19 protein-coding genes are annotated in these 21,746 nt (G+C 61.7%); 10 read left to right on the top strand and 9 right to left on the bottom strand.

Annotated elements, in window-relative coordinates; all coding sequences use genetic code 11:
- Positions 1-21: 21 nt before the first annotated feature.
- Positions 22-918, bottom strand: coding sequence for a DMT family transporter (locus TU80_RS03155; RefSeq protein WP_017845268.1), 897 nt, complete (start codon positions 916-918; stop codon positions 22-24).
- Positions 919-1,174: 256 nt separating this feature from the next.
- Between TU80_RS03155 and aceK the strand changes: the two genes are divergently transcribed.
- From aceK to TU80_RS03180, 5 genes are all read left to right on the top strand, one after another.
- Positions 1,175-2,896, top strand: coding sequence for a bifunctional isocitrate dehydrogenase kinase/phosphatase (gene aceK, locus TU80_RS03160; protein ID WP_057003832.1), 1,722 nt, complete (start codon positions 1,175-1,177; stop codon positions 2,894-2,896).
- A gap of 70 nt (positions 2,897-2,966) precedes the next feature.
- Positions 2,967-6,878, top strand: a complete 3,912-nt coding sequence (gene hrpA / locus TU80_RS03165) for an ATP-dependent RNA helicase HrpA (protein WP_057003833.1) — start codon at positions 2,967-2,969, stop codon at positions 6,876-6,878.
- 228 nt (positions 6,879-7,106) lie between these two features.
- Positions 7,107-8,228 (top strand): beta-ketoacyl-ACP synthase III, encoded by a 1,122-nt coding sequence (locus tag TU80_RS03170; RefSeq protein WP_017845271.1) that lies wholly within the window; start codon positions 7,107-7,109, stop codon positions 8,226-8,228.
- A gap of 86 nt (positions 8,229-8,314) precedes the next feature.
- Positions 8,315-8,929, top strand: a complete 615-nt coding sequence (locus tag TU80_RS03175) for an RNA polymerase sigma factor (protein WP_017845272.1) — start codon at positions 8,315-8,317, stop codon at positions 8,927-8,929.
- Positions 8,923-9,156: an anti-sigma factor family protein gene (locus TU80_RS03180; protein WP_017845273.1), complete on the top strand. Its 234-nt coding sequence runs from the start codon at positions 8,923-8,925 to the stop codon at positions 9,154-9,156. Before TU80_RS03175 ends, TU80_RS03180 begins: the two co-directional genes overlap by 7 nt.
- Positions 9,157-9,276: 120 nt before the next feature.
- On the opposite strand, the gene TU80_RS03185 is transcribed toward TU80_RS03180, so the two are convergent.
- Positions 9,277-10,599 carry a putative porin gene (locus TU80_RS03185; RefSeq protein WP_057003834.1) on the bottom strand — a complete coding sequence of 441 codons (1,323 nt, stop codon included), beginning with the start codon at positions 10,597-10,599 and terminating at the stop codon, positions 9,277-9,279.
- 285 nt (positions 10,600-10,884) lie between these two features.
- On the opposite strand from TU80_RS03185, the gene TU80_RS03190 reads away from it, so the two are divergent.
- Entirely contained in the window at positions 10,885-12,009 is a 1,125-nt protein-coding gene (locus TU80_RS03190; RefSeq protein ID WP_057003835.1) for a GNAT family N-acetyltransferase, read from the top strand.
- A 12-nt stretch (positions 12,010-12,021) separates the two neighbouring features.
- Here TU80_RS03190 and aqpZ read toward each other — a convergent pair whose 3' ends face one another.
- The 5 genes from aqpZ to TU80_RS03215 all read right to left on the bottom strand — a co-directional run bounded on the left by aqpZ (position 12,022) and on the right by TU80_RS03215 (position 17,125).
- The gene (gene aqpZ / locus TU80_RS03195; RefSeq protein ID WP_057003836.1) at positions 12,022-12,723 is read right to left on the bottom strand and encodes an aquaporin Z; all 702 of its coding nucleotides are present in this window, start codon (positions 12,721-12,723) and stop codon (positions 12,022-12,024) included.
- Between the two features lie 177 nt (positions 12,724-12,900).
- Complete coding sequence (locus TU80_RS03200; RefSeq protein WP_046382464.1) at positions 12,901-14,733, bottom strand: ABC transporter ATP-binding protein; 1,833 nt, start codon at positions 14,731-14,733, stop codon at positions 12,901-12,903.
- 83 nt (positions 14,734-14,816) lie between these two features.
- The gene (locus TU80_RS03205) at positions 14,817-15,380 is read right to left on the bottom strand and encodes a peptidylprolyl isomerase A (protein WP_017845278.1); all 564 of its coding nucleotides are present in this window, start codon (positions 15,378-15,380) and stop codon (positions 14,817-14,819) included.
- A gap of 3 nt (positions 15,381-15,383) precedes the next feature.
- A complete protein-coding gene (locus TU80_RS03210) occupies positions 15,384-16,187 on the bottom strand; it encodes an alpha/beta fold hydrolase (RefSeq protein WP_017845279.1) in 804 nt (267 codons plus the stop codon).
- A gap of 14 nt (positions 16,188-16,201) precedes the next feature.
- A complete protein-coding gene (locus tag TU80_RS03215; RefSeq protein ID WP_057003837.1) occupies positions 16,202-17,125 on the bottom strand; it encodes a PA3225 family LysR-type transcriptional regulator in 924 nt (307 codons plus the stop codon).
- A 49-nt stretch (positions 17,126-17,174) separates the two neighbouring features.
- Between TU80_RS03215 and TU80_RS03220 the strand changes: the two genes are divergently transcribed.
- From TU80_RS03220 to TU80_RS03235, 4 genes are all read left to right on the top strand, one after another.
- Positions 17,175-17,489, top strand: a complete 315-nt coding sequence (locus TU80_RS03220) for a hypothetical protein (RefSeq protein ID WP_026139816.1) — start codon at positions 17,175-17,177, stop codon at positions 17,487-17,489.
- Positions 17,490-17,640: 151 nt separating this feature from the next.
- Positions 17,641-18,240, top strand: a complete 600-nt coding sequence (locus TU80_RS03225) for an FMN-dependent NADH-azoreductase (protein ID WP_057003838.1) — start codon at positions 17,641-17,643, stop codon at positions 18,238-18,240.
- A 202-nt stretch (positions 18,241-18,442) separates the two neighbouring features.
- Positions 18,443-19,318 carry a carboxylate/amino acid/amine transporter gene (locus TU80_RS03230; protein ID WP_017845283.1) on the top strand — a complete coding sequence of 292 codons (876 nt, stop codon included), beginning with the start codon at positions 18,443-18,445 and terminating at the stop codon, positions 19,316-19,318.
- Positions 19,319-19,386: 68 nt separating this feature from the next.
- On the top strand, positions 19,387-19,803 hold the full coding sequence (locus TU80_RS03235; protein ID WP_017845284.1) for an Lrp/AsnC family transcriptional regulator: 417 nt from the start codon (positions 19,387-19,389) through the stop codon (positions 19,801-19,803).
- Positions 19,804-19,840: 37 nt separating this feature from the next.
- Here TU80_RS03235 and TU80_RS03240 read toward each other — a convergent pair whose 3' ends face one another.
- Both TU80_RS03240 and TU80_RS03245 read right to left on the bottom strand, forming a co-directional pair.
- Positions 19,841-20,518, bottom strand: coding sequence for a phenylalanine--tRNA ligase beta subunit-related protein (locus TU80_RS03240; protein ID WP_017845285.1), 678 nt, complete (start codon positions 20,516-20,518; stop codon positions 19,841-19,843).
- Positions 20,519-20,522: 4 nt separating this feature from the next.
- Positions 20,523-21,740 carry an ATP-grasp domain-containing protein gene (locus TU80_RS03245; protein WP_046382467.1) on the bottom strand — a complete coding sequence of 406 codons (1,218 nt, stop codon included), beginning with the start codon at positions 21,738-21,740 and terminating at the stop codon, positions 20,523-20,525.
- Between the last annotated feature and the right edge of the window lie 6 nt (positions 21,741-21,746).

Genomic DNA, 21,746 nt, shown 5'->3' on the forward strand with positions numbered 1-21,746 from the left:
GCTGTAGGGGCAGGCATGCTCCTACAGCGCTTTGGCCAATTTCCCTGGCCGCAACACCAACCACAATGCCCCCGCGATCAATATCCCGCCATACAGATGCGCCATCGACAGCGGCTCATCCAGCAGCAACGCACCCCACAGTACCCCGAACGGCGGGATCAGGAACGTGGTGGTCATCGATCGCACCGGGCCAATGGCTGTCAGCAGGCGAAAGTACAGGACGTAGGCAAACGCCGTACACATCAGCCCCAACCCGAGCAACGACAACCACACGTGCCAGCCGCCCCAGCTTGCCGGCGGATGAACGATGGCGCTGTAGGCAAACAGCGGCAGCAGGAACAAGGTCGCGCCGAGCATGCTGCCCAGGGCCGCGAGCCGACTGTCGAGCCCGCCGCGCTGATCCAGCCAGCGGCGCGCGAGAAACCCGGCAAAACCGTAGCAAGTGGTGGCCAACAGGCAGGCCAACGCGCCCATCAACAATTCCAGGTCAAACGCCACCGGCCCGGCGCGGGTCAGCACGCCCACGCCAAACAGGCCCAGGCACACCCCGGCGACTTTCGATGGCGTCAGGCGTTCGCTGAAAAACAATCCGCCAATCAGCACGCCCATTAACGGCGTGGTGGCATTGAAGATCGCCGAGTAACCCGCCGGCAACACCTGGGCCGCCACGGAGTACAGGGTCGCGGGTATGCCGGAGTTGATCACGCCCAGCAGCAGGATGGTCTTGAACTTGCCTTGGAAGTCCCAGTTCACGCGCATCACCGCGAGCATCACCAGCAACCCGGCGGCGGCAATCGACACGCGGAAGAACGCGGTCGGCAGCGTGCCGATTTCCGGGGCGATAATACGCATGAACAGGAAACTCGCGCCCCAGATCGCGGCCAGCCCCAGCAGGTATAGGGTGTCGACAGGTCTCACGGAAAACTCCTACATCAATCGGACGGCGAGTGTTGCCCAGCGCCCGGCTCGACACAATCGCTGATTACCGGAAAAACCGCGTCACCGGCCTCTGCTGGCCAATTTGCGCCGGAGCAGCGCTGAGTGTTTCCGGCAACGCCCATCAATCGGCGAAATGAACGAAAGTCCACAAACCAACATGCTAAATGACTGCTTCTCCTGCCTGCATTCACTGGCTAAGCTCTGGGCTTCCAGATACCCGTCCGAGGTTTCCCGCATGTCGCAGCGCACACCCGCCCTCGCTATCGCCCAGATGATCCTCGATGGCTTCGACGATTACCGCGAGCACTTCCGCCAGATCACCGATGGTGCCCGTGAACGTTTCGAAAAGGCCCAGTGGCAGCAGGGCCAGGCGGCTTCGGCGGCGCGTATCAACCTGTATGAGGAGAAAGTCAGCGAAGTGACGAGCCGCCTGCGGGCGAGCTTCGATGACGCCACCCTGATGGACATCGAGGCCTGGCCGTTGGTGAAAAGCGCCTACATCGGCCTGATCGACCTGCGCTTTGACGATGAGCTGTCCGAGACCTGGTACAACTCGATCTTCTGTGGCCTGTTCAGCCATGACCTGATCAGTGACGGCTGCATGTTCGTCCACACCACGCGGCCGAGCCTGCGCCGGGCGAGGGCGGCGCAAACCCGGGTCTACACCCCAGTCGGCAAAATTTCCGACATGCTGGCGCAGATTTTCGCTGATTACAGCTTCAGCGAGCCTTACGCGGACCTGCCGGCCGACCTGCGCCGCCTCGAAGTGCAACTGCGCGAGAACCTGCCCGACTGGGTGTGCAAGGACCCTGAGCTGAAGGTCGAGCTGTTTTCCTCGGTGCTCTACCGCAACAAGGGTGCCTACCTTGTCGGACGCATCTACACCCGCGACGAGCAGTGGCCCCTCGTGATTCCGCTGCTGCACCGCGAAGGGCAGGGCATCCAGATCGACGCGCTGATCACCGACGAAGCCGATGTGTCGATCATTTTCTCCTTCACCCGCTCCTACTTCATGGTCGACGTGCCGGTGCCGGCGGAGTTCATCGGCTTCCTCAAGCGCATCCTGCCGGGCAAGCACATTGCCGAGCTGTACACCTCGATCGGCTTCTACAAGCACGGCAAGTCGGAATTCTATCGCGCGCTGATCAACCACCTGGCCACCACCGACGATCAGTTCATCATGGCTCCCGGTATCCGCGGCATGGTCATGAGCGTGTTTACGTTGCCGGGCTTCAACACGGTGTTCAAGATCATCAAGGACCGCTTCTCGCCGTCGAAAAACGTCAGTCGCGCCACCGTGATCGAGAAGTACCGCTTGGTCAAAAGCGTGGACCGCGTCGGGCGCATGGCCGATACCCAGGAGTTCGCCGATTTTCGCTTTCCGTTGAGCAAGTTCGAGCCCGAGTGCCTGGCCGAATTGCTCGACGTGGCCGCCAGCACCGTTGCCGTCGAAGGCGACACCGTGCTGATCCGCCACTGCTGGACCGAACGGCGCATGACCCCGCTCAACCTCTACCTCGACAACGCCAACCCCGCCCAGGAACGCGAAGCCTTGGAAGACTATGGCCTGGCGATCAAGCAACTGGCGGCGGCGAACATTTTCCCCGGCGACATGCTGCTGAAGAACTTCGGCGTCACCCGCCACGGCCGCGTGGTGTTCTACGACTACGACGAGATCTGCTACCTCACCGAAGCCAACTTCCGCCACATCCCCGCGCCCCGCACGCCGGAGGATGAAATGGCCTCGGAGCCCTGGTACTCCATCGGCCCGCTGGATGTGTTCCCCGAAGAGTTCCCGCCGTTCCTGTTCGCCGACGCCGGCCAGCGCAAGCTGTTCGATCAACTGCACGGCGAGTTGTACGATGCTGACTACTGGAAGGGCCTGCAGGACGCGATTCGCGCCGGAAAGGTCATCGATGTGTTTCCGTACCGGCGCAAGGAACGCGAGAACGAATGAGGGGCGCGCATGCCGGCGGTTTTCTGCGACAATCCGCCCCCTGCATAAATAGACGACCAAAACGCACCTGATGACTGACCAAGCGCCCGCTATCGACCAACTGCTGAAAAACCTCGATCACGCCATGCTCGCCGACCGCCACCGTTTGCGGCGGCAGTTGCTCGAGCTGCGCAAGAAGCCCGATGAGGAGAAGCTGGCGCAGTGGGTGACGCGCATGCAGGCGTCCTGCGCCCAGGTCACGGCGCGGCGCGCCAGCCTGCCGCTGATCCGCTACGACGACAGCCTGCCGATCGCCGCCAAGCGCGACGAAATCAAGGCGGCGTTGCTCAAGCATCAGGTGCTGATCATCGCCGGCGAGACCGGTTCGGGTAAGACCACCCAGTTGCCGAAAATCTGCCTGGAGATCGGTCGTGGCCAATACGGCCTGATCGGCCACACCCAGCCACGTCGGATCGCAGCGCGCAGCGTCGCCAGCCGGGTTGCCGAAGAGTTGGCCACGCCGCTCGGCGCACTGGTCGGTTATCAGGTGCGCTTCGAAGACCAGAGTGATTCCAACACCCTGATCAAGCTGATGACCGACGGTATCCTGCTGGCGGAAACCCAGAACGACCGCTACCTCGAACGCTACGACACGATCATCGTCGACGAAGCCCACGAACGCAGCCTGAACATCGACTTCCTGCTCGGCTACCTGAAAACCCTGTTGCCGCGTCGCCCGGACCTGAAAGTCATCATCACCTCGGCCACCATCGACCTGGAGCGCTTCTCCAAGCATTTCGACGATGCGCCGATTGTCGAAGTGTCGGGCCGCACCTTCCCGGTGGACACCTGGTATCGCCCGCTGACCCTGGAACAGGACGAGGAGGGCAACCGCGTCGAGGACGACTTGACCGTCGACCAGGCGATCCTCGCCACCCTCGATGAAATCGCCGCCTACGAGCGCAGCGAGCGGCGCAGCCCTGGCGACGTGCTGGTGTTCCTGCCGGGCGAGCGCGAGATTCGCGATGCCGCCGACATGCTGCGCAAGGCCCAGCTCAAGCACACCGAGATTTTGCCGCTGTACGCGCGCCTGTCACCGGCCGAACAGCAGCGCATTTTCCAGTCCCACCCGGGCCGGCGCGTGGTGCTGGCGACCAACGTCGCCGAAACCTCGCTGACCGTGCCGGGCATTCGTTATGTGATCGACAGCGGCACCGCGCGCATCAGCCGCTACAGCTACCGCGCCAAGGTGCAGCGTCTGCCCATCGAGGCGATCTCCCAGGCCAGCGCCAACCAGCGTAAAGGCCGCTGCGGCCGGGTCGAGCCGGGGATTTGCATCCGCCTGTACAGCGAAGAAGACTTTATCGGCCGTCCGGAATTTACCGACCCGGAGATCCTGCGCACCAACCTGGCGGCTGTGATCCTGCAGATGCTGCACCTGCGCCTGGGCGAAATCAGCGACTTCCCGTTTATCGAACCGCCGGACGGCAAGGCCATCAGCGATGGTTTCAACCTGCTGCAAGAACTGTCGGCGGTCGACCGCAACAGCCAACTGACCCCGCTGGGCCGCCAGTTGGCGCGCTTGCCGGTGGACCCGCGCATGGGCCGCATGCTGCTCGAAGCCGCCAAGCTGGGCAGCCTGCAGGAAGTGCTGATCGTGGCCAGCGCCATGTCGATCCAGGACCCGCGCGAGCGCCCGCCGGAACGCCAACAGGCCGCCGACCAGGCCCACGCACAATGGAAGGACGCCGATTCGGACTTCGCCGGGCTGGTCAATCTGTGGCGTGGCTTTGAAGAGCAGCGCCAGGCACTGACCGCCAGCCCGCTGCGCAACTGGTGTCGCAAGAACTTCCTCAACTACTTGCGCCTGCGCGAGTGGCGTGATTCCCATCGCCAGTTGAGCCTGATCTGCCGCGACATGCAGCTGAGCCTCAACAAGGAACCGGCCGACTTCGCGAAACTGCACAAAGCCGTACTGTCGGGCCTGCTCAGTCAGATCGGGCAGAAAACCGAAGACGGCGATTACCTCGGTGCGCGTCAGCGGCGCTTCTGGATTCACCCGTCGTCGGGCATCGGCAAGAAACGTCCGCAGTGGCTGATGACCGCCGAGCTGGTCGAAACCACCAAGCTGTACGCACGCATGGTGGCGAAGATCGATGCCGACTGGATCGAACCGCTGGCTGGGCACCTGATCAAGAAAAACCACTTCGAACCGCATTGGGAGAAGAAGCGCGGCCAAGTGGTGGCGTTCGAGCAGATCACCCTGTTCGGGCTGATCGTGGTCGGGCGCCGGCCGGTGCATTACGGGCCGGTTGACCCGGTGGTGTCGCGCGAGCTGTTTATCCGCGAAGGCCTGGTGCGCGGCGAAATCCAGTCCCGGGCCAAGTGCCTGACCGCCAATCAGCAGTTGCTGGAGCAGCTCGACGAGCTGGAAGCCAAGGCGCGTCGGCGCGACATCCTGGCCGACGAAGAGACGCTGTACGCGTTCTACGATGCGCGCTTGCCGGCGGAGATCCACCAGACCGCGACGTTCGACAGCTGGTACAAGGTCAACAGCCAAAAAGACCCGCAATTGTTGATCATGCGCGAGGAAGACGTGCTGGCCCGCGACGCCAGCGAAGTCACCGCAGCGCATTACCCGGACACCCTGCACCTGGGCGATCTGGCGCTGGCCTTGAGTTACCACTTCGAACCCAATCACCCGCGTGACGGCGTGACCTTGCGCGTGCCGGCGCCGCTGTTGCCGGCCTTGCCCGCCGAACGCCTGGAATGGCTGGTGCCGGGGGTGATCGAAGCCAAGTGCATCGCCCTGGTGCGCAACCTGCCCAAGGCCCTGCGCAAGAATTTCGTGCCGGTGCCGGACTTCGTCAGGGCCGCCCTGCAACGTATCGAATTCGCCCAGGGCTCGCTGCCCCAGGCGCTGGGGCGCGAACTGCTGCGCATGACCGGCGCGCGCGTCAGCGATGAAGCCTGGGCCGAGGCCGCGCAGCAGGTGGAAAGCCACCTGAAGATGAACCTGGAAGTGGTCGACGGCCAGGGCAAGTTTCTCGGCGAAGGCCGCGACCTGGCCGAACTGACCGCGCGCTTTGCCGAGGCCAGCCAGGCCGCGTTGGCCGTGCCGCAAACGGCAAAAAGCCAACAGCCGGTGGAAGCCAAGGTGTTCGCGGCGGTGGCCGAGAAGACCCAGCAAAAGATCGCCGGGCTGTCGATGACGGTGTACCCGGCGCTGGTGGAAGAAAACGGCACGGTCAAGGAAGGACGTTTCTCCACCGCCGCCGAGGCCGAGTTCCAGCACCGTCGCGCCTTGCAGCGCCTGCTGATGCAGCAATTGGCCGAACCGGCAAAATTCCTGCGCGGCAAATTACCCGGCCTGACCGAGCTGGGCCTGATGTACCGCGAACTGGGGCGCATCGAGGCGCTGGTGGAAGATATTTTGCTGGCCAGCCTCGACAGCTGCGTGCTGGAAGGCGAAGCCAGCCTGCCGCGTGACGGCGCCGGGCTGGCGGCGCTGGCCGAGCGCAAGCGTGGCGGCTGGACCGAACACGCCGAGCGCCTGGCGCGCTTGACCCTGGACGTGTTGAAACTCTGGCACGGCCTGCAAAAGCGCTTCAAAGGCAAGATCGACCTGGCCCAGGCGGTGGCCTTGAACGATATCAAGCTGCAACTGAGCAATCTGGTTTATCCCGGCTTTGTGCGCGAAACTCCGGCGCAGTGGTTCAAGGAGTTGCCGCGTTTCCTCAAGGCGATCGAGCTGCGTCTGGAAAAACTGCCCAGCCAGGTGCAAAAAGATCGGGTGTGGAGCGGCGAGCTGGCGGGCCTGTGGGCGCAGTACCAGAATCGTTTGAACAAGCATGCCCAGGAAGGCAAGCACGACCCCCAGCTAGCGCTCTATCGCTGGTGGTTGGAGGAATATCGGGTGTCGTTGTTTGCCCAGCAGTTGGGCACCCGGGTGCCGATTTCCGACAAGCGCCTGAGCAAGCAATGGAGCCTGGTCGAAGCGTGATCACACCAATGGGCAATGGCGCTTATCCGGGATATGGCGCCAAATCCCCAGGGTTGTGGCAAACTTCGCGGTTATAAATGCCGGGAGCGTCGTGATGGGCTGGTGTGCAGCCGCGGCGCGATGGAATAAAGCGTTGCCAGTTTGATGCCCGCTGGACGGAATCAAACGACTTACAGTTTGGTACGACGGTACCAATATCTTCTGCCTGACAGATTTAGAGGAACGACCGTGCATAACGTCGTCATCAGCGGCACTGGCCTGTACACCCCGGCCAACAGCATCTCCAACGAAGAGCTGGTGCAGTCTTTCAATACCTACGTGCAGCAGTTCAACACGGAGAACGCCGCCGCCATCGAGCGCGGTGACGTGCAGGCGCTGACGGAGTCCAGCGCAGCCTTCATCGAGAAGGCGTCGGGCATCAAGAGCCGTTTTGTGATGGACAAGGACGGCATCCTGGACCCGCAGCGCATGACCCCGCGCCTGCCCGAGCGCAGCAACGACGAATGGTCGGTACTCTGCCAGATGGCCATCGGCGCCGCCGAACAGGCCCTGCAGCGCGCCGGCAAGACCGCCGCCGACATCGACGGGGTGATCGTCGCCTGCTCCAACCTGCAACGCGCCTACCCGGCCATCGCCATCGAAGTCCAGGAAGCCCTGGGCATCGCCGGTTTCGGCTTCGACATGAACGTGGCGTGTTCCTCGGCGACCTTCGGCATCCAGAACGCCGCCAACAGCATCAAGCTGGGCCAGGCCCGGGCGATCCTGATGGTCAACCCGGAAGTCTGCACCGGCCACTTGAACTTCCGCGACCGCGACAGCCACTTCATTTTCGGTGACGCGGCCACTGCGGTGATCCTCGAGCGCGCAGACCTGGCGACCTCCGAGCACCAGTTCGACGTGGTGAGCACCAAGCTGCTGACCAAGTTCTCGAATACCATCCGCAACAACTTCGGCTTCCTCAACCGCGCGGCGGAAGAGGGCATCGGCGCGCCCGACAAGCTGTTCGTGCAGGAAGGCCGTAAAGTCTTCCGGGATGTCTGCCCGATGGTCGCTGAGTTGATCGGCACGCACCTGGCGGAAAACCAGTTGAACGTGAACGACGTGAAGCGCTTCTGGTTGCACCAGGCCAACCTGAGCATGAACCACCTGATCGTGAAGAAGCTGCTGGGGCGTGAAGCCACGGTGGAAGAAGCGCCGGTGATTCTCGACACCTACGCCAACACCAGCTCGGCGGGTTCGGTGATCGCGTTCCACACTTACCAGGACGACCTGCCCAAAGGCGCCGTGGCGGTACTCAGCTCGTTTGGCGCTGGCTATTCGATCGGCAGCGTGATCCTGCGCAAACGCTGATCCTGCGGCTCGCCGCGGTCAAATGTGGGCGCTGGCAAGCCAGCCTCCACATAGATCGCGTTCTCACTTGGAAACCGAGGTCTCGAATGGCAGTAGCGGACGACGCGCACCTGCTTGAACGCTTGCTCAAGGGCGAGCAGCGGGCCTACAAGGAATTGGTCAGCCAATACCAAAGCGCCATGCGCGCGGTGGCCTATGCGATTGCCGGTCAGCGTCATGCCGACGAAGTGGTACAGGACGCCTGGCTGTCGGTGGTACGCAACCTGCCAAAGTTCGAAGGGCGCTCCAGCCTCAAGACCTGGCTGCTCACCATCACCGCCAATGCCGCCAAGAGCCGCTACAAACAGAATCGTCGCGAAGTGTTACTCGATGATTTGCCCTCGCCCCACGGCACGATCGGCGATGAGCGTTTCAGCGCGGATGACGGTCACTGGGCGGTCGCCCCTTTTGCCTGGCACCAGGACACCCCGGAAGCCCTGCTCACGGAGGACGAACTGCGCAAATGCCTGGAACATACGTTGCTGAGTTTGTCGGAATTGCAAAGCAGCGTACTGGTGCTGCGTGAACGCCAGGGCCTGGAGTTGGAGGAGATTTGTAATCTTCTGACGCTTTCGCTCTCCAATGTGCGGGTGCTGTTGCATCGCGCACGGCTTAAAGTCTTCGCCACGGTGGAGCATTTTGAGGAAACCGGCGAATGTTGACGTGTAAAGAGCAAGTGGCACGTTCCAGTGACTTTCTCGATGGTCAGTTGACCTTTCGCGAGCGGCTGCTGGTGCGTCATCACTTGATGTTCTGCCCTAATTGCCGGCGTTTTATCCGTCAGATGCGCTTGCTGCAGGCCACATTGCGGATCATGCCGCAGGCGCCGGTACAGGATGTGGATGCCTTGGCTGAACGGCTGGCCGCCGAGCGGCGCAAGGATCAGTAACGGCGGGGGAAAGGCAGACTCGCGTGGGGGAATCGGACGGATGATGGGGACCGATTCACCCACGCCAGGCTGTTACAGCCACCCCGGGCCATCCTGGCCCAAGGCGTGTCGCACTTACATTTAGAACTTGGCTTCAGCATCCAACTGCAGGGTGTTGGTGTTGGCATCACGCTGCGTGCGGCTGGCGTAGTCAGCCTTGGTCAGGAAGTACGTGGCGCCGACAGCGAAGTTCTTGTCGATGTCGTAGCTGACCTTCATCTTATGACCGCGCGAACCGGTGGTGCCGTTGGCGAAGTCCGAATCGGTGAAGGCGCCTACCACAGCGTTACGTTGTGTATCGCGGTAGTTGTAGTCCAGGTTGAAACCGAACACCTTGGACTTGGCACCCAGCAACCAGGCGGTGTCCTGATCGTTGGAAGCATCGTTGTTCTTCACGTACTGACCGTAGAACGCCAGCGGCACGGCCAGGCCACCGATGTCGGCTTGGGCAAAACCTTCGTACAGACGGAATTGTTCGTTCGCCGAGTTGCCGTTGACCGCCAGTGCGCAAGGCGTGGTGCTGCTCGTACAGGTGCTGTTTTCGTCGTTCTGGTAGGCGTAGATACTGCCGCCCAGGGTCATTTTCAGGTTGTCGGTCACCGAGAAACGCGTGCCCAACTGGCCGGAAGTCAGGCGCAGGTCGTGGCGGAATTGCACGCCGTCGCCGTCGACGTTGTCCTTGAGGTTGTAGTTACCGAGGCTGCCGAACAGCTCGGCGCTGCTACCCAGCGGGTATTTGTAGGTCAGGGCCAGACCTTCCGGGTTGATATCGCTATCCCAGATCACGTCGCCCATGTTTACCCATGGCTGGAGCATCTTGCCGCCGATGACGTGCAGGTTCTTGATCTGCTTCGGGTGGTAGTCGATGTAGCCGAGGTCCAGCCAGATCGACTTCTTGTCGAAGTAGTTGTCCTGGTCCTGGTTGGTGGAGCGCGCATCATCGCTGCTGCCGGTGGCGATACGAATGCCGGTGTCGACCTGGTCGTTGATCTCGGTGTAGGCGCCGAGACGGGCACGGATGCGCTGACGGTCCTTGTCACGGCCACCGTTGTTGGATTCGCCCTGGATCTTCACGGTTTCCTGACGGAAGCGCACGTCACCCTTGAACTGGGTCTTGGCGGCCCAGGCAAGTTTCTGGTCGAACACGCTCAGGTCGTTGGCTTTTTTCGCGGTGGCCGCGATCTGTTCGTTGGTCTCTTGTTGAGCTTGCTGTGCGATCTGCTTTTCTTTCTGATCCTTGGCCAGCTCAGCTTGCAGTTCAGTGTACTGCGAAGCCGAGATTTGACCGTTGGCCTTGAGCATGTCGAGCAATTTAGCGTCGACTGCAGCGCTGGCCGGAACGCTCAGGGCCAGCAGCAAGCCGCCACAAAGGGCCGCCGCAGTTTTAGTGGAAGCAAGACGCATATCAATCTCCGAAAGTGAGGAGGGATGGCAAACCATCCAGGACACAACCGACCGATGACGGACGGAAAAAATAACTGCCGGGGTAGAACCAGGCGCGCTAAAAACAGGCGTCAGTATCGCGATCGTTTATGACGGCGCAGTGGCGAACTGATGTCAGGTAGATGACAAATTATTTATGAACGGAACTATTGGTTTAGAGCCTTGTCCGGCGATTTGGAGGTGTGTCGGCAGCGGCGATAAGCGATACTCGCGAGGCTTTCACGCCCTGAAGTAGTGAGGATGCCGATGCCGCTGCAACGCCTGGACAGCCTGTCCGAAATCGCCCCGCAGGCCTGGGACGCCCTGGTGCCGCAGGCCCAGCCCTTCGTGCGACATGCGTTCCTGAGCGCGCTGGAAGACAGCGCCAGCCTCAGCCCGCATTCGGGTTGGCAGCCTGAGCATTTACTGCACTGGGACGGTGATCGGCTGGTGGCGGCATTGCCCGGTTATCGCAAATGGCATTCCTCTGGCGAGTACGTCTTCGACCACGGTTGGGCGCAGGCCTGCGAGCGGGCCGGTATCGATTACTACCCCAAGCTGTTGGTCGCCGTGCCGTTCAGCCCGGTCAGCGGCCCGCGCCTGTTGGCCGCCAGCGCTGAAGACGGTTTCGAGTTGCTCGGCAGCCTGCCCGGTTACCTGGAAATCGAAGGGCTCTCCAGCGCCCATATCAACTTCACCGACCCGCTGGCGGATGACGCCCTGGCCCGACAGCCGGGCTGGTTGCCGCGCCTGGGCTGTCAGTTTCACTGGCAGAACCGCGGCTACCGGGATTTCCAGGACTTCCTTGACGCCTTGAGTTCGCGCAAGCGCAAACAGATGCGCAAGGAACGCGAACAGGTGGCGGGGCAGGGCATCGAGTTCGAATGGTTGCAAGGCCATGAACTGAGCGAGGTGCAGTGGGATTTCGTCTACGCCTGCTACGCCAACACCTACGCGGTGCGCCGCCAGGCGCCGTACCTGACCCGTGCGTTTTTCAGCCTGCTGGCCGAACGCATGCCCGAAGCGATCCGCGTGGTGCTGGCCAAACAAGGCACGCGCCCGGTCGCGATGGCGTTCAGCTTGATCGGCGGCGACAGCTTCTTTGGGCGTTACTGGGGCTGCCTGGCGGAATTCGACCGCCTGCATTTCGAAACCTGCTTCTACCAAGGCATGGATTACGCCATCGCCCACGGCTTGCAGCGCTTCGATGCCGGTGCCCAGGGCGAGCATAAATTGATTCGTGGGTTCGAGCCGGTGATCACCCGGTCATGGCACTACCTGCGTCATCCAGGGTTGAAGACGGCCGTCGAAGACTTCCTGGAGCGCGAGCGGGTGGGGATTCTGGCGTATGCCGAAGAGGCGAGGGCAGCCCTGCCGTATCGGCAGGGCTGAACCCGTTTTGCCTCAGGCCGGCTCCTCCTTGCCCAACCATCGATAGACCACGCCGCCGATCACCGCGTCGAGGATCGGCGCGAGCCAGAACATCCACAATTGCTGGATCGCCCACCCGCCCACGATCAGCGCCGGTCCCGTACTGCGGGCCGGGTTGACCGAGGTGTTGGTCACGGGAATCGAGATCAGGTGGATCAAGGTCAGCGCCAGGCCGATGGCGATGGGGGCGAGGCCCTTCGGGGCACGCGGGTCGGTGGCGCCGAGGATGATCAGCACGAACATCGCTGTCATCACCAGCTCACAGACAAACCCCGCTGCCATTGAATAGCCGCCAGGCGAATGCTCGCCATAGCCGTTGGAGGCCAGGCCTGACGCCAGTTCGAACCCCGGTTTGCCGCTGGCGATCACATACAACAGCGCCGCGGCGACAATGCCGCCAATGACCTGGGCAACGATGTACGCCGGTAACTCCCTGGCTGGAAACCTGCCGCCCACGACCAGCCCCACCGATACCGCCGGGTTGAGGTGACAACCGCTGATGTGCCCGATGGCGACCGCCATGGTCAGTACCGTGAGCCCGAAGGCCAGGGCCACCCCCAACAACCCGATGCCGACTGCGGGAAACGCCGCGGCCAACACCGCACTCCCGCAACCGCCCAGCACCAGCCAAAACGTACCTAAACCTTCTGTGACTGAACGCTTGAACAAAGACATGTACCCGTCCTTGATAGATCGCTCTACCGAATCAGTAAATCAGTGATGCTCCCTGCGATTTACTTCAGCGCCCGTCTTGGCACTGCACTGAGTACAGCACGGTTGCGGCACAAATCCAGGACACCCATGTGGGAGCAAGCCCCCTCCCACCTTTTGAGTTGTGTAGGCCCGGCAGTTTCAGTCGATGCCGACGAAGCCTCCGGTCTGGTGCTGCCACAGCCGCGCATACAGCCCGCCGTGGGCGAGCAACTGGGCATGGCTGCCGGTCTCGGCGATCTGGCCTTTCTCCAGCACCACCAGGCGGTCCATCCGCGCAATGGTCGACAAGCGGTGCGCAATCGCAATCACCGTCTTGCCTTGCATCAGGGTTTCCAGGCTTTCCTGGATCGCCGCTTCGACTTCCGAATCCAGCGCCGAGGTGGCTTCGTCCATGATCAGGATCGGCGCATCCTTGAGCAGCACCCGCGCGATGGCGATGCGCTGGCGTTGCCCGCCGGACAGTTTCACGCCGCGCTCGCCCACATGGGCATCCAGCCCGGTGCGGCCTTCGGCGTCCGACAGCTGCGGGATGAACTCATCGGCACGCGCCTTGCGTATGGCCGCCCAGAGCTCCTCGTCGCTGGCGTCCGGCTTGCCATACAACAGGTTCTCGCGGATCGAGCGGTGCAGCAGCGACGTGTCCTGGGTGATCATGCCGATCTGTTCGCGCAGGCTTTCCTGGGCGACCTCGGCGATGTTCTGGCCGTCGATCAGGATGCGCCCGCCTTGCAGGTCGTACAGGCGCAGCAGCAGGTTGACCAGGGTCGATTTGCCTGCGCCGGAGGGGCCGATCAGGCCGATTTTTTCACCGGCCTCGATGGTCAGGTTCAGGCCGCCAATGATCCCGCTCTTCTTGCCGTAGTGGAAATCCACCTGCTCGAAGCGCACTTCGCCATGGGGCACGGTCAGGCGTGGAGCGTTGTCGCGGTCGACCACGGCCAGCGGCTGGGCGATGGTTTTCAGGCCGTCCTGCACCATGCCGATGTTTTCGAAAATGCCATTGACCACCCACATGATCCAGCCGGACATGTTGACGATGCGAATCACCAGGCCGGTCGCCAGGGCAATCGCGCCCACGGAAATCAGCGAATGGGTCCACAACCACAGGGCCAGGCCGGTGGTGGTGACGATCAGCAGGCCGTTCATGGTGGTGATCACCACGTCCATGCTGGTCACCACGCGGCTGGCCAACTGGGTTTTTTCGGTCTGCTCGATGATCGCTTCCTTGGCGTATTCCTGCTCGGATTGGGTATGCGCGAACAGCTTCAAGGTGGTGATGTTGGTGTAGCCATCGACGATGCGGCCCATCAACTTGGAGCGCGCCTCGGAGGAAATCACCGAACGCGCTTTCACCCGCGGCACGAAGTAGCGCAATGCCAGGCTGTAGCAGACGATCCAGGTCACCAGCGGGATCATCAGGCGCCAGTCGGCTTCGGCAAACAGCACCAGGGAACTGATGGCGTAGATCGCCACGTGCCAGATCGCATCCACGGCCGCCACGGCGGAATCGCGCAGGGAGTTGCCAGTTTGCATGATGCGCTGGGCGATGCGCCCGGCGAAGTCGTTCTGGAAGAAGTTCAGGCTCTGCTTGAGCACGTAGCTGTGGTTTTGCCAACGGATCAGGCTGGTCATGCCGGGGCTGATGGTCTGGTGGACCAGCAGGTCATGCAGGGCGCCGAAGATCGGGCGCAGCAGCAGGGCGACCACGCCCATCCAGATCAGCTCGGTGCTGTGGATCTGGAAAAAGTTCGCGGGCGGCGTGCCCTGGGCCAGGTCGATGATGCGGCTCAGGTAGCTGAACAGCGCGACTTCGATCAGTGCGCCGATCAGGCCCACCACCAACAGCGCGGCGAAACACGGCCACACCTGACGCAGGTAGTAGAGGTAGAAGGGCAGGACTTTATCGGGAGGGGCGGCGCTGGGCGCGTCGCGGAAAATATCGATCAGTTGTTCGAAACGACGATAGAGCATTAGGGTTGACGCCCGCCCGGCGGGCTCTCCTGTTCAAAGGCGCGCGACGCCTTGTGAGCGCCGCGCGGAACTACCTGCGGACCTCAGTCGATGCGCTTGGCCGACTTGATCAGGACAGGATCGATTGGCACGTTCTGCATGCCTTGTTTGGTGGTGGTCTGCGAGTTGACGATGATGTCGACCACGTCCATGCCTTTGACCACTTTGGCGAACACGGCATAACCGGCATCGCGGCCTGGATCGAGGAAGGCATTGTCCGCGACGTTGATGAAGAATTGGCTGGTGGCCGAATCCGGGTTCGAGGTGCGGGCCATCGACAGCGTGCCACGCACGTTATGCAGGCCGTTGCTGGCTTCGTTCTTGATCGGTGGGTTGGTGTCTTTTTGCGCCATCTGCGCGGTGAACCCGCCGCCCTGGACCATGAAGCCCGGGATCACACGGTGGAAAATCGTGTTGGTGTAGAAGCCCTTGTCGACGTAGGCCAGGAAGTTCTTGCTACTGATCGGCGCCTTGACCGGGTCCAGTTCGATTTCAATGTCGCCGTTGGTGGTGGAGATCAATACGTGGGGCGCCTTGGCGGGCTCGGCGGCCATCAGGTTGGCAGCGAACAGAACGGAACCGGCAAAGAAGGCGATTTTTTTCAGCATGGGTCAGTGATCCTGGGTAGTGGTTTCGACTGTCTTTAGAAAATCGAGCAGGGTAGCGTTAAAGACATCGGGTTGATCCAAGGGTGTGGCATGGCGGGAATCTTCGATGACCACCAGCCGCGCATCGGGCAGCAGTTTTACATAGATTTCTTTGTGCGCCACAGGGGTGTAGTCGTGGTCGGCGCTGATGACCAGGGTTGGACAGGCAATTCTGCAAAGTCGTTCCTGCACGCCCCAGCCCACAATTGCATCGAAGCTGGCGAGATAAGCACGTTTGTCGTTTTTTGCCCAGCGCTCGGCCATCTTGCGGCGCAGGTCGGCTTGCTGCGGTTTGGGAAACAGCCGGTCGCCCAGGGCCTTGCCGATGGTGGCCAGGCTGAGGACGCGTGCCAGGGTCCAGCGCTTGGCCCATTGCCAGTAATCGTCGGCGCTGCGCACCTTGACCTCGGGCGCGCTGTTGACGATGCACAGGCTCTTGACCCGCGCCGGTTCGTCCACCGCCAGTTGAAACGCGATCATGCCGCCCATGGACAAGCCCACCACGTGCGCGGCGGGCAGGTCCAGGTGTTCGATCAGGGCGATCAGATCGAGGGTGAAACCTTTGATGCTGTAGCGCTCCCGGGGTTTGTCGGAACGCCCATGGCCACGCACGTCCACCACGATCAGGCGGTAATGTCGGGCCAGCACCGGAATCTGCAGTTCCCAATCCTGGCTGCTGGAGCCCAGGCCGTGGATCAGAATCAGCGGGGTGCCGTGACCATATTCCTCGTAATGCAGGCTGCACCCTTCATGTTCGAACCAGGCCATGCATGAACTCCGTTTCAGGCTTGCTGCGGTGCGGCGAAAGGCGCATCCAGGGGGGCGGTGTCAAATGTGCGCAGCAGCTCCACGAGGATCTGCGTCGCTGGCCCCAAGGGTTTGTCCTTGTTCGAGTACAGGTAGAACGTCGGGTGACGGCTGCCACCCTGCTCCAAGGGTAGCTGCTTGAGCACGCCGTCGGCGAGTTCGCGCTCGATCATGTGCCGGGGCAACCAGGCAAAGCCCAGGCCGCTGCCGACGAAACTGGCGGCTGTGGCGAGGCTGCCGACGGTCCAGCGCTGTTCGGCGCCGAGCCAGCCGACATCGCGCGGCTGCTGGCGCCCGGAGTCGCGGATCACCACTTGCATCTGGCTTTCCAGGTCCTGGAAGCTCAGTTCGCGGTTCATGCGGTGCAAGGCATGCTCGGGGTGAGCGACGGCGACAAACTCCACGTTGCTCATCTCGGTGCCGAGATAGCCGGGGATGTTGAAGCTGCTGATCGCCAGGTCGGCCACGCCTTCGATCAACAGCTCTTCAACCCCCGACAACACCTCTTCGCGCAGGCGCACGCGGCAGCCGCGGCTTTGCGGCATAAAGGCGGTCAGGGCGCGCACCAAGCGTGCATTCGGGTAGGCGGCATCGACCACCAGGCGTACTTCGGCTTCCCAGCCCTGTTCCATATGGTGGGCGAGGTCTTCGAGTTGGCTGGCGTTTTTCACCAACTGCCGGGAGCGGCGCAACAGCACTTCGCCGGCGTCGGTGAGTACGGCCTTGCGCCCGTCGATGCGCAGCAGCGGCACCCCGAGCTGGTCTTGCATGCGGGCCACGGTGTAGCTCACCGAGGACTGCGAACGGTGCAGCGCTTCGGCCGCCTGGGCAAAGCCGCCATGGTCGACCACGGCTTGCAGCGTGCGCCATTGATCGAGGGTAACGCGGGGCGCTTTCAAGATGAGCTCCTCTTGTCCTAAGCTGACAGTCCTTATTGGAGACTGCCGAATGAGAAAATTGTGTTGTGTGGTGCTGGCACTGCTGCCGCTCAGTGCGTTTGCCTACCCCATCGATGTGACAAAAAAGATCGACGGCGTGAGCGTGGATTACACCGCGTCCGACGTGGACGGTGACATCAGTTCGATCCAACTGAACAACTACGGCACGCGCGACGCGCTGTGTTCGGTGACTTTCACCAACGGCCCGGAATCACCCCGTCGCCGTACTGTCAGCGTGCCGGCGGGCAAAAGCACCAACACCACCGTCAAGTTCAACCGCGCGATCATCAAGATGCGTATCGCACTGGAATGTGCACCGAAATAAAGCGACAGCGGAGCATGCCTACAGCAATACTCCGCTTATAAACAAATTTCTAGATGGGTTGTAGCAGTTTTTTGCGCTTTTTTATCGAATTGGCTCTGGTTAATCTTTTCTCCATCGACTTACAGCAATTACAGATGGAGCCTACGCAGCCATGTCCAACGTACTGATCATCGAAAGCAGCGCCCGCCAGCAGGATTCGATCTCCCGCCAACTGACCCGGCAGTTCATCAGCCAATGGCAGGCTGCGCACCCGGCGGATCAGATCACCGTGCGCGACGTGGCGCTCAACCCGCTTCCGCACCTGGACGCCAACCTGCTCGGCGGCTGGATGAAATCGGCGGATCAGCGCAGCGCCAGCGAACAGGCATCCCTGGATCGCTCCAACACCTTGACCGACGAATTGCTCGCCGCCGACGTGTTGGTGATGGCGGCGCCGATGTACAACTTCGCCATCCCCAGCACCCTCAAAGCCTGGCTGGATCACGTGTTGCGTGCAGGTGTGACCTTCAAGTACACCGCCACCGGCCCCCAGGGTTTGTTGATCGGTAAGCGGGCCTTCGTGCTCACCGCCCGGGGCGGGATTCACACCGGCGCAAGCTCCGATCACCAGGAACCTTACCTGCGTCAGGTGATGGCATTCATCGGGATTCATGACGTGACGTTCATTCACGCCGAAGGGGTGAACCTGAGCGGCGACTTCCAGGAAAAAGGCATCAACCACGCCAAGGCGTTGCTGGCGCAAGTCGCGTGATCCTTTAATCGTCACATAATCGCGCGGTGTTTATATCTCACCACGCAAACCCTTCAAGTCCGCGTAAAAACCTCCCTTTGCACTTGTTGCTCCTGAGTGCTCCTGCCCGACTGCCGCTATCGCGAGGTCGGGTTTTTTTTGCGCCGAGTTTCGTGAGCCGCCGAAAACCTTTAATGTCCCGCCCATTCGATACGAGGCGCGCATGGGCTACTTACTGGTTGTCACCCTGATACAGGCATTTTCCTTCAGCTTGATCGGCGAATACCTTGCCGGTCACGTCGACAGCTACTTCGCGGTGCTGGTGCGCGTGCTGCTGGCCGGGCTGGTGTTCATTCCGCTGACGCGCTGGCGCTCGGTGCAGCCGACCTTCATGCGCGGCATGCTGGTCATCGGTGCGCTGCAATTTGGCGTGACCTACGTTTGCCTGTACCTGAGCTTTCGCGTGCTCACGGTACCCGAGGTGCTGCTGTTCACTATCCTCACGCCGCTGCATGTGACCCTGATCGAAGACGCCCTCAACCGACGCTTCAACCCCTGGGCCCTGGTCGCCGCGCTGGTCGCGGTGGCGGGTGCGGCGGTCATCCGCTTCGATCAAGTCACCCCGCACTTCCTTGGGGGCTTCCTGCTGCTGCAACTGGCCAACTTCACCTACGCCGCCGGGCAAGTCATGTACAAGCAGTTGGTGGCGCGCTACCCCAGTGATCTGCCGCACTACCGGCGCTTCGGTTATTTCTACCTCGGTGCGCTGCTGGTGGTGTTGCCGGCATTCCTGGTGTTCGGCAAGGCTGATTTCCTCCCCGAAGCGCCGCTGCAGTGGGGCGTGCTGGTGTTCCTCGGGCTGGTCAGCACGGCCCTGGGCATGTACTGGTGGAACAAGGGCGCGTGCCTGGTCAACGGCGGAACCCTGGCGGTGATGAACAACCTGCATGTGCCGGTGGGGCTGTTATTGAACCTGTTGATCTGGAACCAGCACGAGCCGTTGGGCCGACTGGCCCTGGGCGGTTTGGTGATTCTGGCGGCAGTGTGGATCAGTCGGTTGGGCATAAAGCCCGGGCCTGGCGTACAGTCTGCGAGGTGATAGGCCCAGGGCAGGCGTGAGCGGGAATGAAAGTCTGTTATAGAAGAGAAAAGTGTGGGGGCGGCAGAGTGGACAAGGTTGACGAACAGATCATTGCTGCCTTGAAGGACGACTCCCGGGTCAGCCTGGCGCAGCTGGCGCGACAAGTTCACAAGTCGCGAACCGCCGTGGAATCGCGGGTTCAGAAACTGATCGAGAAGGGCATTATCCTCGGCTTCACCATCAACGTCGCCGCCGATGAAGAAGCCCAGCAATCGGCGTTTTTGATGCTCACGCTCAATGGCAGCAACTGCCACCTGGTGTTTCCGAAGATCTACCAGTTCCGTGAAGTGGTTCAGGCTTATTCGCTGTTCGGCGACGTCGACATGATGCTCGAGGTCAAATACCGCAACTTTGAAGAGCTGATGGTGTTCAAGGACAACCTGCTGAAGATCGAGCATGTGCGCGAGGTGGTGGTCAACCCGGTGCTCAAGGCCTGGCGGTAGCCGCTGCTGTTCTGGCAGCGGCTATGCGGTTCCAGCCTCAGGCGTGATCGTGTACGGTCTCGAGAAAGTGATGACTCAAGGCCGGCATTCGCTGGCGCAGGGTGTCGACGAACTCTTCGATGACGGCCTGGTTGAAGGCCAACGGCGTATCGTCGTGCCCCAGCACCACCACCAGCAGGCTCGACGAGTCCTTCGTCAGCCTGAAGTCATGGGCGTCGGCGTCGACCTTGCCGATGCTCGCCAGGGGCACGTCACCGCAGGTATAGACGATATCGCCCGCTGGAATCGTAATCTCCTTCTTGGCGAACAGCGGGCGGAAAGCCCTGGGCGCCTCCGAGCGCATGACGTAGATGTCGTCCCGCCGATGGTAGGTGTGTACGCCGATGCTGACCCCATGCCGGATCGCCACGGCGTTATAGGCATCGACGATGTTGTTGATGGGGTATACGCCCTTGGCGATGAAGCGCCGCAACAGTTTCTCGTTGGCGCTGACGGTGTTTTCGTAGCCGAGCTTCTTGAGTTGCTTGGCAAAGCCTTCGTAAATGACGTTGGAGTCCAGCTCGTTGAGGTGGGACGCAACGTGATTCAGGTTGCTTTGCAGGACACTGACGAAGCTCTGGTCGTCCGACACGGTAATGTCTTCGATAACCGCCGCGCACGCGTTGTTGATGCCCAGATCACTGGCTGACTTTCGGATGATCAAACGACTTTTCATGGTCTTAACACCACAGCTGTTTACGTAGATTGGCGCTGCTGATGTCCAGTTGCGGCGCCGAGAGGTGTTGCAGCCAGAACAGCCCCGGGCAGGTGGCGAAGTCGATCGTGACCGGCGTGGTGTCGCCCGGGCGGATGAAGTAGCGGTGGCCGCAATAGGCCTCGTCCTCCATTACGCTCTGCAGGGCCTGCGGCGAGGGTGCGGCGAAGGTGCGTTGTTCATCGGAGCAGAAGAACCCGATCCGACCGTGGCTGATCTGGCTGACCGCATCGGCGCGCGGGCGTGGGCGGCCGAGGTAGCTGTCGATGGCCAGCGAGAGCAAATCCGGGTGATACACCTGTTGAAACAGCAGCGGTGCGATGCCGCCATGCAAGCGGCCGCCGGCTTCAATCATCACCGGGCCGTGGGCAGACCAGATGATCTCCATATGAATCGGGCCGACCTCGATGCTCAGCGCCGCGGCCGCCTGGCGGGCATAGTCGGTCAGCGGTTGCAGGTCTTCGGCGCGGGGGTCGAGGGTGTCCAGGCTTTCGTAGACAAACATGCTGCCGTTTCTCTGGACCTTGGTGTACCTGCACACCGAGGCAATGATGTACACGCCGTCAAAGGCGACCATATCCACCACATATTCCGGGCCCGACACGAACGGCTGCACGATGAAACCGAGGTTGATTTCCCCCAGGTCGTTTTTGCGCTGCCAGGCCGCAGTGTCCAAGGCACTCTTGACGCCGGCCCGGCCTTGGGCGAACACCACGCCTTCGGTGGCGGCGGAATTGAGCGGCTTGACCACGTAGGTGGTCTTGTCGTCCAGCGTGGCAACCACCTCTGCAATGCGCGTCGGTGAGCTCAGCAGTTGCGATTCGATGTTCGCCAGCCCGTGTTTTTTCAGGGCGTGCTGCATGGAGAACTTGTTGCGACGCAGGTCGCTGGTGACGCGGCTGTTGCCGGGAACGCGCAGGACTTCGGTGAGGTAGTCGGTCAGGTAGATCGCGGTTTCGCAACCGGCGATCACGGCGCTCAGTGACAGCGGTTCGAGGATCTCCAGCAAACCCTCTTCCCAGTGGTAGACCGCCTCGAAGTTTTCCCTGATCAGGTCATCGGTGAAATGCGCGGGCAAGCTGTCGGTGGAAATCACGGCAAAGCACCTCACGCCCTGAGCCTTGAGCAAGGGCGCGTAGAGTTTACCTGTGGAGAACGGGTCAACGATCAGTACGGTTTCCAAAGCAGG

Source organism: Pseudomonas veronii, from assembly GCF_001439695.1.
GTDB classification, from domain to species: domain Bacteria; phylum Pseudomonadota; class Gammaproteobacteria; order Pseudomonadales; family Pseudomonadaceae; genus Aquipseudomonas; species Aquipseudomonas veronii.